At 67.8% G+C, this 17280-nt stretch carries 17 protein-coding genes; 15 read left to right on the top strand and 2 right to left on the bottom strand.

Annotated elements, in window-relative coordinates; genetic code table 11:
* Positions 1-16 precede the first annotated feature (16 nt).
* Positions 17-814, bottom strand: coding sequence for an AraC family transcriptional regulator (locus tag VLK31_RS24935; protein WP_409171150.1), 798 nt, complete (start codon positions 812-814; stop codon positions 17-19).
* Between the two features lie 275 nt (positions 815-1089).
* On the opposite strand from VLK31_RS24935, the gene VLK31_RS24940 reads away from it, so the two are divergent.
* The 10 genes from VLK31_RS24940 to VLK31_RS24985 all read left to right on the top strand — a co-directional run bounded on the left by VLK31_RS24940 (position 1090) and on the right by VLK31_RS24985 (position 11577).
* Positions 1090-2679, top strand: coding sequence for an ABC transporter substrate-binding protein (locus VLK31_RS24940; RefSeq protein ID WP_409171151.1), 1590 nt, complete (start codon positions 1090-1092; stop codon positions 2677-2679).
* Between the two features lie 7 nt (positions 2680-2686).
* Entirely contained in the window at positions 2687-3712 is a 1026-nt protein-coding gene (locus VLK31_RS24945) for an ABC transporter permease (protein ID WP_409171152.1), read from the top strand.
* Between the two features lie 7 nt (positions 3713-3719).
* Complete coding sequence (locus tag VLK31_RS24950; protein ID WP_409171153.1) at positions 3720-4550, top strand: ABC transporter permease; 831 nt, start codon at positions 3720-3722, stop codon at positions 4548-4550.
* A 5-nt stretch (positions 4551-4555) separates the two neighbouring features.
* Positions 4556-6229, top strand: a complete 1674-nt coding sequence (locus tag VLK31_RS24955; protein WP_409171154.1) for an ABC transporter ATP-binding protein — start codon at positions 4556-4558, stop codon at positions 6227-6229.
* Positions 6226-7428: a serine hydrolase domain-containing protein gene (locus VLK31_RS24960; RefSeq protein WP_409171155.1), complete on the top strand. Its 1203-nt coding sequence runs from the start codon at positions 6226-6228 to the stop codon at positions 7426-7428. Before VLK31_RS24955 ends, VLK31_RS24960 begins: the two co-directional genes overlap by 4 nt.
* 7 nt (positions 7429-7435) lie before the next feature.
* Positions 7436-8362 (top strand): 2-hydroxyacid dehydrogenase, encoded by a 927-nt coding sequence (locus VLK31_RS24965; protein WP_409171156.1) that lies wholly within the window; start codon positions 7436-7438, stop codon positions 8360-8362.
* A 46-nt stretch (positions 8363-8408) separates the two neighbouring features.
* Positions 8409-9395: an alpha/beta hydrolase gene (locus VLK31_RS24970; protein ID WP_409171157.1), complete on the top strand. Its 987-nt coding sequence runs from the start codon at positions 8409-8411 to the stop codon at positions 9393-9395.
* Positions 9396-9406: 11 nt separating this feature from the next.
* Positions 9407-10057 carry an FMN-binding negative transcriptional regulator gene (locus tag VLK31_RS24975; RefSeq protein WP_409171158.1) on the top strand — a complete coding sequence of 217 codons (651 nt, stop codon included), beginning with the start codon at positions 9407-9409 and terminating at the stop codon, positions 10055-10057.
* A complete protein-coding gene (locus VLK31_RS24980) occupies positions 10054-10803 on the top strand; it encodes a class II aldolase/adducin family protein (RefSeq protein WP_409171159.1) in 750 nt (249 codons plus the stop codon). The genes VLK31_RS24975 and VLK31_RS24980 overlap by 4 nt, the downstream gene beginning before the upstream one ends.
* Positions 10804-10935: 132 nt before the next feature.
* Positions 10936-11577 (top strand): glutathione S-transferase family protein, encoded by a 642-nt coding sequence (locus VLK31_RS24985; RefSeq protein WP_409171160.1) that lies wholly within the window; start codon positions 10936-10938, stop codon positions 11575-11577.
* 18 nt (positions 11578-11595) lie between these two features.
* Here the strand turns inward: VLK31_RS24985 and VLK31_RS24990 are convergent, their stop codons facing one another.
* Positions 11596-12516, bottom strand: a complete 921-nt coding sequence (locus VLK31_RS24990; RefSeq protein WP_409171161.1) for a LysR family transcriptional regulator — start codon at positions 12514-12516, stop codon at positions 11596-11598.
* 117 nt (positions 12517-12633) lie between these two features.
* Between VLK31_RS24990 and VLK31_RS24995 the strand changes: the two genes are divergently transcribed.
* Genes VLK31_RS24995 through VLK31_RS25015 form a run of 5 tightly spaced genes read left to right on the top strand, consistent with a single transcriptional unit; the run spans position 12634 to position 17226 of the window.
* Positions 12634-13188, top strand: coding sequence for a PCC domain-containing protein (locus VLK31_RS24995; protein ID WP_409171162.1), 555 nt, complete (start codon positions 12634-12636; stop codon positions 13186-13188).
* Positions 13181-13579, top strand: a complete 399-nt coding sequence (locus tag VLK31_RS25000) for a PPC domain-containing DNA-binding protein (protein ID WP_409171163.1) — start codon at positions 13181-13183, stop codon at positions 13577-13579. Before VLK31_RS24995 ends, VLK31_RS25000 begins: the two co-directional genes overlap by 8 nt.
* 21 nt (positions 13580-13600) lie before the next feature.
* A complete protein-coding gene (locus VLK31_RS25005; protein WP_409171164.1) occupies positions 13601-14458 on the top strand; it encodes an SDR family NAD(P)-dependent oxidoreductase in 858 nt (285 codons plus the stop codon).
* A 12-nt stretch (positions 14459-14470) separates the two neighbouring features.
* Positions 14471-15640 carry an acetyl-CoA acetyltransferase gene (locus tag VLK31_RS25010; protein WP_409171165.1) on the top strand — a complete coding sequence of 390 codons (1170 nt, stop codon included), beginning with the start codon at positions 14471-14473 and terminating at the stop codon, positions 15638-15640.
* On the top strand, positions 15637-17226 hold the full coding sequence (locus VLK31_RS25015; RefSeq protein WP_409171166.1) for an acyl-CoA synthetase: 1590 nt from the start codon (positions 15637-15639) through the stop codon (positions 17224-17226). The genes VLK31_RS25010 and VLK31_RS25015 overlap by 4 nt, the downstream gene beginning before the upstream one ends.
* Positions 17227-17280: the final 54 nt, after the last annotated feature.

A 17280-nucleotide genomic window follows, 5' to 3' on the forward strand; every position in this document is an offset into this window, starting at 1 on the left:
TCACCTCACCCCAGCTTCACCCCATGTCCGAATCGCACCGCCCCAGGTAATGCTTGGGCGTCTTGCCCATCACCCGCCGGAACCTCGCCGTGAACGCACTTGGGCTTTCATAGCCCAGGTCCATCGCCACGGTGGTCACCGGCGTGTCCATCGCCAGCCGGCGCAGCGCTTCCATCAGCCGCAGCTGCTGCCGCCACATCGTGAACGTGATGCCGGTCTCGTCACGGAACAGCCGCGTGAGCGTGCGCCTGCCCAGCGCGCCGTGGCGTGCCCAGTACTCCAGATCGCCATCGTTGCCCGGGTCGTCCAGCAGCGCGCGGCAGATGCGCAGCAGCCTCGGGTCTTGCGGCATCGGCACGTGCAGCGGCACCTTGGGCGCCGCGCAGATCTCGTCGAGGATGAGCCGCATCACCCGACCGTCTCGCCCCGCCTCGTCGTACAGCAGCGGAATGCCGATGGCGTCGATCACCAGTTGCCGCATCAGCGGCGACACCTCGATCACGCAGCACTCGGTGGGCAGGTTGGGTGAGGCATCGGCCTGGATGTACAGCGAGCGGTTGGACACGGCCTGCCCGCGTGCGTGCATCTCGTGCACCACGCCGCCCGGCACCCACACGGCGCGGTTGGGCGGCACCAGCCACGCGCCGGTGGGGGTGTGCAGCGTGAAGGTGCCTTTCACCGCATAGGCGAGTTGCGCCCGCGGGTGCGAATGCGAGGGCACGATCAGCGAGGGCTCGGGGTCGTGCTCGACCACGATCATCGATACCGGCCGCGGAATGACCTGGTAGGCCTCGAAGGTGTTGGGGCGAATCATGCGGTTCCTGTCCGGCTGGGGGAGGCTCGGATATTGGCCCCGTCCGATGGCGTTGACCATCGGGCTTGCCCGATGGCGGGACAAGACGCCATGCAAGACATATGCCACTGGCCCGCGCACCGCAACGCACGGGCCGGATGGCCCACGCGGAACAGAACTCGGCTCGATCCCTGCAAACACGCGCAGGGCCCGTCCCTAAACTGAATTTCGCGATCGGTGCGCACCGCGCTGCGGCCCGCCACCCCCTGAATTCAAACCATCCTTCGAGGACCTTCATGCACAAACGCGACTTCAACAAGTTCCTGATGGGCGCCGGCGCCATGGGCATGCTCGAGCTCAACCTCGGCATCACCCGCGCCCACGGGCAGACGCGCGGCGGCACGCTCAACTCGATCGTGCAACCGGAGCCGCCGATCCTGAACCTTGCCATCAGCCAGCTCACGCCCACGCAGATGGTGGCGGGCAAGATCTTTCTGAGCTTGCTGACTTACGACGTCAACCTGAAGCCGCTGCCCAGCCTGGCCAAGAGCTGGACCATTTCGCCCGACGGCAAGACCTACACCTTCAACCTGGAGCGCAACGTGAAGTGGCACGACGGCAAGCCGCTGACCTCCGAGGACGTGCTCTACACGGTGAAAGACTTTCTGCCGATCACGCACCCGCGCGCCAAGGCGCTGTTCGGGCGCTGCGAGTCGATCACCGCGCCGGATGCATTCACGGTGGTGTTCAAACTGCAGCAGCCGTTCGCGCCCTTCATTGGCGCCTTCGACATCTCCAACCTGCCGGTGATGCCCAAGCATGTGTACGCGGGCACAGACGTCACCAAGAACCCCGCCAACCTGGCGCCCATTGGCTCGGGCCCGTTCAAGCTGAAGGAATGGGTGCGCGGCTCGCACATTCACCTGGTGCGCAACGAGGCCTACTTCAAGCCCGGCCTGCCCCATCTGGACGCCATCATCTACCGCGTGGTGCCCGACGGTGCCTCGCGCGCGCTGGCGCTGGAAAACGGCACGGTGCAGCTCACGCAGTGGACCGACCTGGAGCTGTTCGACGCGCAGCGGCTGGGCAAGAAGTCGAACCTGGCGGTCACGACCAAGGGCTACGAATACTTCGCGCCCATCATGTGGCTGGAGATCAACAACCGCACCGCGCCGCTGAACGACAAGCGCTTTCGCCAGGCGGTGATGCACGCCATCGATCGCAACTTCATCAAGGACAAAATCCTCTACGGTTTCGGCAAGGTGGCCACGGGGCCGGTCAACTCCAAGACCAAGTTCTACGAGCCCAACGTGCGCAAGTACGACTACTCCATCGACAAGGCCAAGGCGCTGCTCGACGAGATGGGCCTGAAGCCCGACGACAAGGGCGTGCGCGCCCGCGTGAAACTGCCCGTGTCGCCCTACGGCGAGATGGTGCAGCGCACCTGCGAGTACATCCGCCAGTCGCTGGCCAAGGTGGGCATTGCCGTGACGCTGGAGTCGACCGACCCCGGCAGCTACACGCAGCGCATCAGCAACTGGGACTACGACATGAACCTGTCGTGGCTCTACCAGTTCGGCGACCCGGCGCTGGGTGTCACGCGCAACTACGTGACATCGAACATCCGCAAGATCCTGTTCACCAACACGGTGGGCTATTCGAACCCCGAGGTCGACCGCATCGCGGAAGAGGCCGCGGTGGAAATCGACGAGGCCAAGCGCGGCGCGCTGTACAGCCAGATGCAAAAGCTCATCGTCGAAGACGTGCCCATCGCATGGCTGGTGGAAATGGAATTTCCCACCATCTACGACAAGCGCATCGAGAACCTGGTGACCACGGCCATCGGCATTCACGAGAGTTTCGACACCGTGTCGTTCAAGGCCTGACGCGTCCATGAAACTGCAATGGCTTGGCGGGGTGAGTGGGGTCGGCGCTGCGGGCGCTTTGGGCACCTTGGGTGCCTTGGCGGCGCGGCTGCTCAAGATGGTGGTGGTGGTGCTGCTCATCGCCATCTTCAACTTCATGCTGGTGCGCGCCGCGCCGGGCGACCCGGCGCTGGTCATTGCCGGGCAGTCGGGTGCGACCGACGAGGCCTTTCTGGCCCGCGTGCGCAAGGACTACGGGCTCGACAAACCCGTGACCACGCAGCTTGCGACCTACCTGGGCAAGGTGATCACGCTCGACCTGGGCTACTCGTACCGCCAGCAGCGCACGGTGGCCAGCGCCATTGCCGAGCGGCTGCCGGCCACGCTGCTGCTCACGCTGTCTGCATTCGCCATATCGCTGGTGGGCGGCGTGGTGCTGGGGGCGCTGGCGGGCGTGCGCGCGGGCAAGCTGTCGGACACCTTCATCAGCCTGCTGGCGTTGGTGATCTACGCCACGCCGGTGTTCTGGCTCGGGCTGATGCTGGTGCTGCTGTTCTCGGTGCAGCTGGGCTGGCTGCCGGCCTTCGGCTACGAGACCATCGGCGTGCCGATGAGCGCCGGCGCCGCGGTGCTCGACAAGCTCAAGCACCTGGTGCTGCCCGCCTTCACGCTGGGCATGCTGTACCTGGCGATCTATGCACGGCTCATGCGCTCTTCCATCATCGAGGTGAGCCACCAGGACTACGTGAAGACGGCGCGCGCCAAGGGCGCCTCCGACAGCCGCATTCTGTGGCGCCACATGCTGCGCAACGCGCTGCTGCCGGTGGTGACCATGGCCGGCGTGCAGGCCGGCACGCTGATCGGCGGCTCGGTGGTCATCGAGACGGTGTTCGCCTGGCCCGGCCTGGGCCGCCTCACGTACGACGCGGTGCTGCAGCGCGACTACCAGGTGATGCTGGGCATTTTTCTGGTGCTGTCGGTGCTGGTGATTGCCTTCAACTGGCTCACCGATTTGTTGTACCGCGTGATAGACCCCCGCATCAAGGCCGCCTGAACCCCTTATGAAAGCCACTCTTCGTTCTTTTCTGCGCCACCCGAGCGGCATGCTCGGGCTGGTGATCTTGCTGGCGGTGATTGCGCTGGCCGTGACCGCGCCGCTGTTCTTTCCGGGCGACCCGTGGGACACCATTGCGGCGCCCTTCACGCCGCCCGGCACCGACGGCATGCTGCTGGGCAGCGACAGCCTGGGGCGCGACATTGCCTCGGGCATTGCGCACGGCACGCGCGTGTCGCTGATGATCGGGCTCACATCCACGCTGGTGGCATTGATCATCGGCATTGTGGTGGGTGCCCTGTCGGGCTACCTGGGCGGGCGCATCGGCGAGGCGCTGATGCGCTTCACCGAACTGTTCCAGACCATTCCGGCGTTCATGCTGTGCATCTTGCTGGTGGCCATTCTGGAGCCGTCGATTCGCACGGTGGTGGTGGCCATTGCACTGGTCAGCTGGCCGCAGGTGGCGCGCCTCACGCGCGGCGAGTTCCTGAGCCTGAAGGAGCGCGAGTTCGTGCAGGCGGCGCGCTGCCAGGGGGAGTCGCCGTTCTCGCTGATCGTGCGCTACATCCTGCCGAACGCGCTGTCGCCGATCATCGTGGCGGGCTCGCTGAGCATCGCCAGCGCCATCCTGATCGAAAGCGCGCTGAGCTTCATGGGCCTGGGCGACCCCAACCTCATGAGCTGGGGTTTCATGATTGGCGCGGCGCGCACCATGCTGCGCCAGGCCTGGTGGATGAGCTTTTTTCCCGGCCTGGCCATCCTGCTGACGGTGCTGGCCATCAACCTTGTGGGCGAAGGCCTGAACGACGTGCTCAACCCACGGATCTCGCGCCAATGACCACGATGCCGCCCTCCACAACGCCGACCACACCGCCTGCCTCGGCCGCCGCCCCGCTGCTGTCGATTCGCGACCTGTCGATCGTGCTGCCCAGCTCGGGCGACCGCAGCTACGCCGTCGAAAAGCTCTCGCTGGACATTGCCGAAAACGAAATCGTCTGCCTGGTCGGCGAGTCAGGTTCGGGCAAGTCGATGACGGCGCATGCCATCCTGGGCCTGCTGCCGCCGCGCGTGAAGCTCGACGCCAAGAGCCGCGTGCTGCTCGAAGGCACCGACCTCGCACAGCTCGACGCGGCCAGCATGCGCAAGCTGCGTGGCGAGCGCATTGCCATGGTGTTCCAGGAGCCGATGAGCGCGCTCAACCCGCTGCAGCGCATCGGTGCGCAGGTGGCCGAGGCGCTGCTGCTGCACAACACGGCGGGCCTGTCGGGCGCGGCCGTCGAAGAGCGTTGCCTTGCAATCATCGAAGCCGTGGGCCTGCCGGCACCCCGGCAGATCGTGCGCAGCTACCCGTTTCAACTGTCGGGCGGGCAGCGCCAGCGCGTGATGATTGCCATGGCGCTGCTGAACAACCCGCGCCTGCTGCTGGCCGACGAACCGACCACCGCGCTGGACGTGACCACGCAGCGCCAGATTCTCGATTTGATCCAGTCGCTGCAGGCCGAGCGCCGCATGGGCGTTCTGTTCATCACGCACGACTTCGGCGTGGTCGCGGACATTGCCGACCGCGTGGTGGTGATGCGCCACGGCTGCGTGGTGGAGCAAGGCACGCGCGACGAGGTGCTGCGCAACCCGCAGCATGCGTACACGCGCGCGCTCATCGACGCTGTGCCGGGGCGGCATGCGCGCAGCACACCACTGAGTGCCAGCCGGGCCGAGCCACTGCTCAAGATCGAACAACTGCGCAAGACCTTCGTGTCCAAGTCCGGCTTGTTCGCGCCGCCGCGCACGGTGGTGGCGGCCGACGGCATCGACCTGTCCATCGAGGAAGGCGAAACCGTGTCCGTGGTGGGCGAATCGGGCTCGGGCAAATCGACGCTCGGGCGCATGGTGATGCGGCTCATCGAGCCCGACAGCGGCGCCATCACCTTCGCGGGCCAGCCGGTGCTCACGCAAGACGCAACGGCGCTGCGTGCGTACCGCCGGCAGGTGCAGATCATTTTTCAGGACCCGTTCGCCTCGCTCAACCCGCGCCAGAAAGTGGGCGATGCCATTGCGCGCGGCCCGATGATCTTCGGCACGCCGCGTGCCGAGGCACTGAAGATTGCCGCCGCGCTGCTCGATCGCGTGGGGCTGGGCGCCTCGGCCGTCAACCGCTTTCCGCACGAGTTCTCGGGCGGGCAGCGCCAGCGCATTTCGATTGCGCGCGCGCTGGCGCTCAAGCCGCGCCTGCTGATTGCCGACGAGGCCGTGTCCGCGCTGGACGTGTCGATTCAGGCGCAGGTGCTCGCGCTGCTGGCCGAGCTGAAGGCGGAGCTGGGCCTGACGATGATGTTCATCACGCACGACCTGCGCGTGGCCGCAGAAATTTCCAACTCGGTGGTGGTGATGCGCAAGGGGCAGATCGTGGAGCGCGGCGCGCCGGGGCAGCTGTTCAGCGCACCGCAGCATGAGTACACGCGCCAGTTGCTCAGCGCCATGCCGGGCCTGGACTACTTCGAACACAAGCTCGCGGCATGACGGACTCCGTGGAACTGGGCTGGCGCATGGGCGCGCCTCGCCTGTCGGAAGATCCGCTGGCGTGGTCCGCGCCCCGGGTGCGCGAACGCTTCAGCGCATTGCGCGAGAGCGTGCCGACCACGCAGGTGTGGCGCGGTGAAGGGCCGGTGAGCACGCTGGCCTACGCGCTGCGCGACGACATCGACGACCTGACGTTCACGCCCCTGGGCGGCGCTGCGCCCATGCGCTGGCGCCAGTCGCTCGCGGCCAACCACACCGACGGCATCGTGGTGCTGCACAAGGGCCGCATCGTCTACGAACACTACGACGGGCCGTTGCAGCCGCACACGCCACATGTGTGCATGTCGGTCACCAAGTCGCTGGTCGGCACGCTGGCCGCGGCCGAGATGGTGGCCGGGCGCATCGACCCCGACGCGCTGGTGACCGCCTACGTGCCCGCGCTGGAGGCCAGCGCCTGGGGCAACGCCACGGTGCGCCAGACCATGGACATGACGACCGCGCTCGAATACGACGAGGACTACACGCGCCCCGGCGCCGAGGTGTGGTCTTACCTGCGCGCAGCAGGGCAACTGCCGCGCGAGCCCGGCGTGATCGACCCCTGCGGCATTCGCGCGTTCCTGTGCACCGTGCAGCGCAACAACTGGCACGGCGAAGCCTTTGCCTACAAGACCGTCAACACCGAGGTGCTGGCATGGATCCTGTGCAACGTGACCGGGCAGACACTGCAGCAGCTGGTGGCGCAGCGCCTGTGGCAGCCGATGGGCGCGGAGCACGACGCGTACTTTGGCGTCGACGGCAAGCGCCTGGCGGGCGCGGGCGGTGCCTTCAACGGCACGCTGCGCGACATGGCCCGCTTCGGCGAAGTGATGCGCGGCAACGGCTTCTTCAATGGCCGGCAGATCGTGCCCGAGGCGGCGGTGCAAGACATTCGCCGTGGCGGCAGCCCCGCGCACTTCGCGCATGCGGGCTATGCGCTGCTGCCCGGCTGGAGCTACCGCCACATGTGGTGGGTGACGCACAACGCCCACGGCGCGTACTGCGCGCGCGGCATTCACGGCCAGGGCGTGTACATCGACCCCGTGGCCGAGATGACGATTGCGCGCTTCGCCTCCCACCCCAAGGCCGGCAACGCCGGACTCGACCCGACCACCTTGCCCGCTTACCGAGCGCTGGCACTGCACCTTCTTGCCAACCCCTGACAAACGCATGACCACCGTCGCCCTCTTGAGCCGCTCCGTCGACATGGACTTTCTGCGCCCGCTGCTGCTGGCCGCGGACCCGACGCTCGACATCGTCACCTGGCCCGACCCGCGTTGCCTGCAGGCCGAGGTGGCCGCCTGCTGGCAGTCGCCGCCCGGCGTGTATGCGCGCATGCCCAACCTGAAACTGGTGCACAGCATTGCGGCCGGCGTCGACAACGTGGTGGCCGAGCAAGAGCTGCGCGGTCTGCCGGTGTGCCGCGTGGTCGACCCGCTGCTGGCCGACGGCATGCTGCAGTTCGTGCTGTGGGGCGTGCTGCATTTCCACCGCAAGATCGACCAGGCCATGGCCAGCCAGCGCACGCAGCAATGGAAGCGCCCGCTGCAGACGCCCGCGGCTTCCTGCCGCGTGGGGCTGATGGGCCTGGGCGAGCTGGGCGGGCACATCGCCTCGTACCTGCCGCAGCTGGGCTACACGGTGAGCGGCTGGGCGCGCACCGCGCGCGACATGCCGGGCGTGACCGTGTTCAGCGGCGAGGCGGGCTTGGCGCCCTTCCTGGCGCAGACCGACGTGCTGGTGTGCCTGCTGCCGCTCACCCCGCACACGCGCGGCATTCTGAATGCGCGCACCTTCGCGGCCATGCCCAAGGGCAGCGCGCTCATTCATTGCGGCCGCGGCGAGCACCTGGTCGAAAGCGACCTGCTGGCCGCACTGGACAGCGGCCAGTTGCGCGGCGCGGTGATCGACGTGTTCGAGCAGGAGCCGCTTCCGCCAGAAAACCCGCTCTGGCAGGCGAGCGGCGTGGTGGTCACGCCGCACATGGCGACCATGGCGGCCTTCGACGTGGTTGCCTCGCAGATCGCACGCAACGTGGCGCAGCTGCGCGCGGGCGCGCCGTTTTTCAACCAGGTGGACACGGCGCGCGGCTACTGAGCGCGGCACCGTTCCTCTCTTTCAATTTTCTCTGGCAACGCACACCATGACCCAACTCGACCCCGCATTCGCCGCATCGACCCAGGGCGCCAAGCCCGCGCCGCTCGACCCGCAGGTGCAGCTCTTCGTGCAGAAGATGTCGGCCGACGCCTCGAAGTTTCCGCGCCGCGACACCGTGTCCATCGCCGAAGGCCGCGACATTGCCGAGCAGGTGCGCGCGCCCTGGACCGAAGGCGGCCCGCGCATGGCGCGCACCGTAGAGCACCAGGTGCCCACGCGCCACGGCGAGGTGATGGTGCGCGTGTACTACCCGAGCGAGCGCCGCATGCCGGGCGCGTTTTTCTACATCCACGGCGGCGGCTTCGTGCTGTTCAGCGTGAACACGCACGACCGCGTGATGCGCGAGTACGCGCAGCGCGCGGGCATCGTGGTGGTGGGCATCAACTACACCCGCGCGCCGGAGGCCAAGTTTCCGCAACCGATCGAGGAATGCATCGACACCGTGAACTGGCTGAAGGCCAACGCGGGTGCGCTGGAGATCGACGCGGCGCAGCTCTTCATTGGCGGCGACTCGGCCGGCGGCAACCTGTCGCTGGGCACCTGCCTGCACTTTCGCGACATCGGCGAAAGCCCGATTCGCGGCATGGTGCTCAACTACACCGGCTTCAGCACCGACCTGTACCAGGACTCGGTGGTGCGCTACGGCGCGGGCGACTACGGCCTCTCCCTGCACATGATGGTGTGGTTCTACCGGAACTACCTCGGGCGCAAGGAGGACTACACCGACCCGCGCATGAACCTGCTGGACGCCGACCTGCACGGCATTCCGCCGGCCTTTCTGGTCATTACCGAGTGCGACCCGCTGTACGACGGCAACATCGACATGGTCGCCAAGATGAAGGCAGAGGGCGTGGATGTGGAATCGAAGGTCTACAAGGGCACGGTGCACAGCTTTCTGGAGGCGGTGTCGGTGGCCGACGTGGCCGGCGTGGCCTTCGACGACACGGTGGGCTGGCTGCAGCGCCACGCCTGAGGACCGCGCCCATGTACACGCCACCGGCCTATGCCGAGCAAGACGAGGTGCTGCTGCGTGCGCGCATGCGCGAGTGGAGCTTTGCCACGCTAGTGACGCACGGCGCGAACGGGCTCAACGCCACGCACCTGCCCTTTCTGGTCGACGAAGACACCCCGCAAGGCTCGCATGGCCTGTTGACCACGCACCTGGCGCGCGGCAATCCGCAGTTTCTTGACCTGAAGGCCGGCGTGCCGGCACTGGTGATTTTCCAGGGGCCGCACGCCTTCATCTCGCCGAGCTGGTATGAGCACCGCCTGACCTTTCCGACATGGAACTACACCGCCATTCACGTGCACGGCACGCCCCAGGTGGTGGAAGACACCGACGCCATTCACGCGGTGCTGCAACGCACCGTGGCCACCTACGACACGCCGCTGGGCGGCGACTGGTCGTTTCCGGGCGTTCCGGCCGACTACACCGCGCTGCGGCTGAAGGCCATTGCCGCGGTGCACATTCCCATTGCGCGCATCGAAGGAAAGATGAAGCTCAACCAGGACAAGTCGGTGGCCGACCGTCTCGGCGTCATCGCCGCGCTGGAGCGCCAGGGCGACGCGCAGAGCCTGGCGGTGGCCGCGCTGATTCGGCAACAACCCGGCCTTGCAGCCGCACCCCACGCATGACCACCACCGAAGAGACACTCTCCCCCGCAGCCATTGCCGAAGCCGAGGCCCGCACGCGGCACGACCTGGCCGCGCTGTACCGCCTGATTGCCCACTTCCGCATGACGGACCTGGTCGACACGCACATCAGCGCGCGGTTGCCGGGCACGCCCGACCACTTTCTCATCAACCGCTACGGCGTGTTGTTCCACGAGATGCAGCCGCAGGACCTGGTGAAGATCGACCCGAGCGGCCAGGCCGTGAACGCGGCCGATGCGTCACAGCGCGTGAACGCGGCGGGCTTCACCATTCACTCGGCCGTGCACATGGCGCGGCACGACCTGGCCTGCGTCATTCACACGCACACGGCCGACGGCATTGCGGTGTCGTGCCAGGAAGAAGGCCTGCTGCCGATCAGCCAGCACGCGCTGAAGTTCTACGGCCACCTGGCGTACCACGACTACGAAGGCATTGCGCTGGACCTGGACGAGCGCGAGCGGCTGGTGAACAGCCTGGGCACGCACCGCGTGATGATCCTGCGCAACCACGGCCTGCTGGCCGCGGGCCGCACCATTGCCGAGGCCTTCCTGAACATCTACTTTCTGGAGCGTGCCTGCCAGGCGCAGGTGAAGGCGCTGAGCGGCGGGCGCAAGCTGAGCCTGCCGCCCGCGGCCGTGTGCGAGCGCACGGCGGCGCAGTTCAACCGCGAAGAGGGGCTGGCGCATTCGCAGATGGCGTGGGAGTCGGCTTTGCGACTGATAGGCTGATCGGCTGACAGGAAGACGGCGGGTTACGTGCGACCATCTCGTGCCGCCGCGCCAGCGTGCTTTCTGCATTGGCCGGCGGCGCACCCCGACACCCGCAACCACTCCCCCACACCCTTTACACCCCCGCACCCCATGCTCAAGATCCATCACCTCGGCCATTCCCAATCCGAACGCATCGTCTGGCTCTGCGAAGAGCTGGACATTCCTTACGAACTGCAGCACCACACGCGCGACGCGGTCACCGTGCTCTCGCCGCCCGAGCTCAAGGCGCTGCACCCGCTGGGCGCGGCGCCGGTCATCGAAGACGGCGATCTGCTGATGGCCGAGTCGGCTGCCATCGTCGAATACATCATCGTGAAGCACGGCGGCGGCCGCCTGAAGCCCGGCCCGGAGCATGCGGACTACGCCGCCTTTCTGTACTGGTTTCACTTTGCCAACGGCAACCTGCAACCGTCGATGGGCCGAATGATGATGATGAGCCGCGCCAAGCTCGCGGCGGACCACCCGATGATCAAGGCCGTGCAGGGCCGGCTCGACCTGGTGCTGACGCTGCTGGAAAAACGGCTGGGCGAAGCGACCTACCTGGCGGGCGACGAGTTCACGGCGGCCGACATCATGAGCGTGTTCTCGCTCACCACGATGCGGCTGTTCCAGCCGCTCGACCTGGCACCGTGGCCGAACATTCGTGCCTACCTGCAGCGCATTGGCGAGCGGCCGGCGTACCGCCGCGCCATGGCCAAGGGCGATCCGGACCTGACGCCGATGCTGGACTGAAAGCCGCCCGCCGGGCGCTCAGCCGAGCGCCCCGCCCACCGCTGCTTTTCTTCCCGCCCTGGGTGCTGCATCGGGCAGCAACGCCAACAAGGCCTTCACCAACGGCGACTCGTCCGACTTGCGCCACACCACCAGCGTGTCGACGTAGGTCTTCTCGCCCTTCAGCGAGCGGTACACCACGCCTTCGCGGTGCAGCGCCTTCACGCAAGCCGGCACCAGCGCAATGCCCACGCCGCCCGACACCAGGCTCACGATGGTGTTCATCTGCCGCGCCGGAAACATCAGCGGGCTGAAGCCGCGGCGCATGCAGGTGGTGACGATGGCGTCGAACATCTGCGGGCCGATATGGCGCTCGAAGCCCAGAAAGCGCTCGCCCGAGAACTTTTCCAGCGCCACCGGCCCGGCACCGGCCAGCGGATGCGCCTCCGGCAGCGCAAGGATCAGCGTGTCTTTCTGCACCAGCCGCGAGCCGAGCGTGGCCGGCATGTCGGACGGCTGCAGCACCATTCCCACGTCGAGGTGGCCGGCCTCGACGTCGGCAACGATCTGCTCGGTGATGCCCTCGCGCAGCGCCACCCGCGCGCGCGGATGCGCTTCGTTGAAGCAGCGCAGCGTCTGCGGCAGGAACGAATAGGCGGGCAGGCTGATGAAGCCGACCGCAATCGAGCCCATGATGCCGGCCGCGCCGTCGTGCGCGCGCCGGCGCATGGTTTCCATGCCGGCGAGCACGGCGCGCGCATCGTGCAGCGCGTCTTCGCCCGCGCGCGTGATGGCAATGCGCCGCGAGGTGCGCTCGAACAGGGCCACGCCCAGTTCGTCTTCCAGCTCCTTGATGGCCAGGCTCACAGGGGGCTGCGACAAGTGCAGGCGTTGCGCGGCGCGGCCGAAGTGAAGCTCTTCTGCCACGGCGACCAGGCAGCGAAGGTGGCGCAGTTCCATCGATCTGAATCCTGTATTGATCTATCTGAATTGTAGATTTGTTGCTATGGATGTCCGATCCTAGACTTTGTGCCAGACGCCGGCTCTACCCCTGCCGCGCGCCAAGGAGACAAAGAAATGATCGAGAAAACGACGGGCCTGCCACGAGCACGCACCGTGGTTCACCCCGGCCCTAGCGGGCCTGTGCGGATCGCCCACATGCACGCCGACAAGGGCCGGCACTTTCGCCTGTCGCTGCCCCCGGGCGCCACGCTGTACGACAGCCTCGTGCGGGCGCTGTACAGCGAAGACGTGGCCAGCGCATCGATGACGCTCATCGACGGCGAGCTCGACGCCATGAGCTTCTGCATGGCGCTGCCTGACCCCACCGGCCGCGTGCTTGCCACCTACGGCGCACCCGAAACGCTGCGCGGCGCGCGGCTCATCTTCGGCAATGCCACGCTGGGCCGCTCGGCCAGCGGCAGCCCGGTGGTGCACTGCCACGGCGCGTTCCGCGAAGCCGACGGGCGCGTGCGCGGCGGGCACATCCTGACCGAGCGCACGGTGGTCGGCCGCATTCCCGTCACGGTGGTGGTCACCGCGCTCGACAGCTTCGAGCTGCGCGTGTCCTACGACGAAGAAACCCGCATGCCGCTGATGCGCCCCGAAGCCAGGGCGGTGGCCCATGTCTGATGTGCGCCTGATCGAGCGCGGCCGCATGGGCCGCGTGGCCTACGCACGCATCGGCCCCAACGAAGACCTGATGCAGAGCGTTGAAAAGCTCTGCGTGGCCCAGGGCTTCGGCAACGCCTTTGTGCGCGGCGCGCTGGGCAGCCTGGTCGACGCCTGCCTGGAGCGGCCCGACGGCACCTGCCAGGTGATTCGCGGGCCCGCCGTGGAAATTGTGAGCCTGGCCGGCGAAGTGCGCCGCCAGTCCGACGGCACGCTGCGCGCGGCACTGACCGGTGTGGTCGCCGACACGCAGGGCCAGGTCTACGGCGGCCCTTTCGTGGCGGGCGCCAACGCCGTGTGCGTCACCTTCGAGATCACGCTCGAAGAGTGGCTGCCTTCCGACGAATCCTGATTCCGCAAACGCAAGAAAACCATGACAGACACACCCTCCGCTACACCATCCTCTGCGCCATCTTCCCCCCGCGTCGCCGTCGTCACCGGAGGCGCGCGCGGCATCGGCCTGGCCATCGGACAGTGGTTCCTGGCGCACGGCTACCAGGTCGCGCTGCTCGACAACGACCACGCCACGCTCGACAACGCCGTGCGCGACCTGGCCCTGCCAGAGCGTGTGCTGGGCGTGCGCTGCGACGTGTCCGACCCCGCGCAGGTCGACGCCGCGGCCAGGGCCGTGCTGGGCCGCTTCGGGCGCGTCGATGCGCTGGTCAACAACGCCGGCGTGGCGGTGTTCAAGCGCATCGCGGAGACCACCTTCGCGGACTGGCGCACCGTGCTGGGCACCAACCTGGACGGCGCGTTTCTCTGCACGCAGGCCTTCGGCGCATGGATGGCCGAGGCCGGCCGCGGCGCGGTGGTGAACGTGGCGTCCATCTCGGGCCTGCGCGCCAGCACGCTGCGCGTGGCCTACGGCACCAGCAAAGCGGCGCTCATCCACCTCACCAAGCAGTACGCGGTCGAGCTGGGCAATGCGGGCGTGCGCGTGAACGTGATCGCGCCCGGCCCCGTGGAAACCGAAATGGCCAAGCTGGTCCACAGCGTGGCCATTCGCTCCGACTACTGCGACGCCATTCCGCTGGGCCGCTATGGCAGTGTGGAGGAAATGGCCCACACGGTCGGCTTTCTGTGCAGCGACGCGGCGAGCTTCATCAACGGCCAGGTGATTGCGGTGGACGGCGGCTTCGACGCGGCCGGCGTCGGCCTGCCGACGCTGCGCCGCGGCCTGCCCACGACCACGACCACGGCTGGCCACGCCAGCCAACCCAACCCCGCCTGAGGAGCAAAGCCCATGCACACCAACAGCTACATCGTCGGCTGGGGCCACACGCCCTTCGGCAAGCTCGACGCGGCGGACAGCGAGCAACTGATCCGTGACGCGGTCGAGCCCGCGCTGCGCACCGCAGGTCTGGAGGCCGGCGACATCGACGGCATCTTTGTCGGCCACTTCAACAGCGGCTTCCTGCCGCAGGATTTCAGCGCCTCGCTGGTGGCCATGGCGGTGCCCGGCCTGCGCCACGTGCCGGCCGTGCGGCTGGAAAACGCCTGCGCCACCGGGTCGGCCGCGATCTGGGCCGCGCTGGACGCGGTGGCCAGCGGGCGCGTGCGGCACGCGCTGGTGGTGGGCTTCGAGATCATGAACGCGGTGCCCGGCCCGGTCATTGCGCAAACGCTGCTGCGCTGCTCCTACGTGAAGGAAGAAGGCGACACGCCCGCGGGCTTTGCCGGCGTGTTCGGCCAGATCGCGGGCGGCTACTTCGAGCGCTTCGGCGACCAGAGCGACGCGCTGGCGGCCATTGCGGCCAAGAACCACGCCAACGGCACGCACAACCCGTTTGCGCACATGCGGCGCGACCTGGGTTTCGACTTCTGCCGCAATCCGTCGGACAAGAACCCGTTCGTTGCGGGTCCGCTCAAGCGCTCCGACTGTTCGCTGGTGTCCGACGGCGCCGCGGCGCTGGTGATCTCGGCCGCGCCCGTGGGCTCGGCGACGGTGCCTGCGGTGCGCTGGCGCTCGCGCACGCAGGTCAACGACTACCTGCCGCTGTCGCGGCGCGACCCCACGCGCTTCGAAGGCGCGGCGCTGGCGTGGCACCGCGGGATGGCAGCAGCGCAGCTCACGCTCGACGACCTGGGCTTCGTGGAAACACACGACTGCTTCACCATCGCCGAGCTGCTGGAGTACGAGGCCATGGGCCTGGCGCCGCACGGCCAGGGCGCGCGCGTGATTCTGGACGGCGTGACGCGCAAGGACGGCAGGCTGCCAGTGAACCCGTCGGGCGGCCTGAAGTCGCGCGGCCACCCCATCGGCGCCACGGGTGTGTCGCAGCACGTGATGGCCGCGATGCAACTGAGCGGCACCGCCGGCGACATGCAGGTGGGCACGGGCAAGCCGGGTGCCGTGTTCAACATGGGCGGCGCGGCCGTGGCCAACTACCTCAGCGTGCTGGAGGCGGCGTGAGCGCAGCCCAGGCGGCCAACCTGTCGGTGCTGCTTGCGCAGACGGCGGCGCTGTTTCCCCAACGCGTCGGCCTGATCCTGGAAGAGCGCGAGTGGACCTGGCGCGAGATAGACGGGCGCGTCGACGCGCTCGTGCAGGGCCTGCGCGCGCTGGGCATGCAGGCCGGCGACAAGCTGCTGGTGCAGTCGCGCAACAACCTGGCGCTGTTCGAAAGCTGCTGGGCCGCGTTTCGCATGGGCGCGGTGTGGGTGCCCGTCAACTTCCGGCTCACGCCGCCGGAGGTGGCGTACCTGGGCAGTTCGAGCGAAGCCTCGGTGATGCTGGCCGAAGACTGCTTTGCCGCGCACGTGGACGCGGTGCGCGCGGCCAGCACGCACCTGCGCCACGTGGTCGCTGTCGGCGTGCCGCGCCAGGGGGAGCACGGTTACGAGGCGATGCTCGCCGCAAACTCCGGCGCCGAAAAATCCATTGCCGATGTGCAGGCCGACACGCCGCTCTGGTACTTCTACACCTCGGGCACCACCGGCAAGCCCAAGGCGGCGGTGCTCACGCACGGGCAGCTCGCCTTCGTGGTGACCAACCACCTGGCCGACCTGATTCCCGGCACCACCGAGCAAGACTGCTCCATTGCGGTCGCGCCGCTGTCGCACGGCGCGGGCATTCATGCGCTGCTGAACGTGGCGCGCGGCGCGGCCACGGTGCTGCCGCCTTCCGACAGGCTGGCGCCACGCAGCTTCTGGTCGCTGGTGGAGCGACACAAGGTGAGCAACGTGTTCACGGTGCCGACCATCGTCAAGATGCTGGTGGAAGACCCGTCGGTCGACGAGTTCGACCATGGCTCGCTGCGCTACGTGGTGTATGCCGGCGCACCCATGTACCGGGCCGACCAGAAGCGCGCGCTGCAAAAGCTCGGGCCGGTGCTGGTGCAGTACTTCGGGCTTGGCGAGGTCACGGGCTGCATCACGGTGCTGCCGCCGTCGATGCACTCGGCCGACGACGCCGATGCCAACGCGCACATCGGCTCGTGCGGACGGCCGCGCACCGGCATGGAGGTGGCCATCCTCGACGAGCACATGCAACGCATGCCCGCAGGCGCGGTCGGTGAAATCTGCTGCCGCGGCCCCGCCGTGTTCGCGGGCTATTTCAACAACCCGGAGGCCACGGCCAAGGCGCTGCGCGGCGGCTGGTTCCACACCGGCGACCTGGGCCGCGTGGACGCGCAAGGGCTGCTCTACATCACGGGCCGCGAGTCGGACATGTACATCTCGGGTGGCTCCAACGTCTACCCGCGCGAGGTCGAAGAAATTCTGCTGACCCACCCCGCCGTGCGCGAGGCTGCCGTGCTGGGCATGCCCGACGCCAAATGGGGCGAGGTGGGCGTGGCCGTACTGGTGTGCAACCGCGACGGTGTGACGCCCGAGGACATCCTGGGCCACCTGGACGGCCGCTGCGCCAAATACCGCTGGCCGCGCCACGTCTTCTTCTGGGAGTCGCTGCCCCGGTCGGGCTACGGCAAGGTGACCAAGAACGACATACGCCGGCTGCTGGCCGAGCGTGGGGACATCGGGGAGGCCGCCACGAACTGAGCCTGCACCCTGCCCCCCGGACGATCGCATTCAAAACAAACCAAGACACCGAGA

Origin of the sequence: Variovorax sp. H27-G14, assembly GCF_046156345.1 — a bacterium.
Taxonomy (GTDB): domain Bacteria; phylum Pseudomonadota; class Gammaproteobacteria; order Burkholderiales; family Burkholderiaceae_C; genus Variovorax.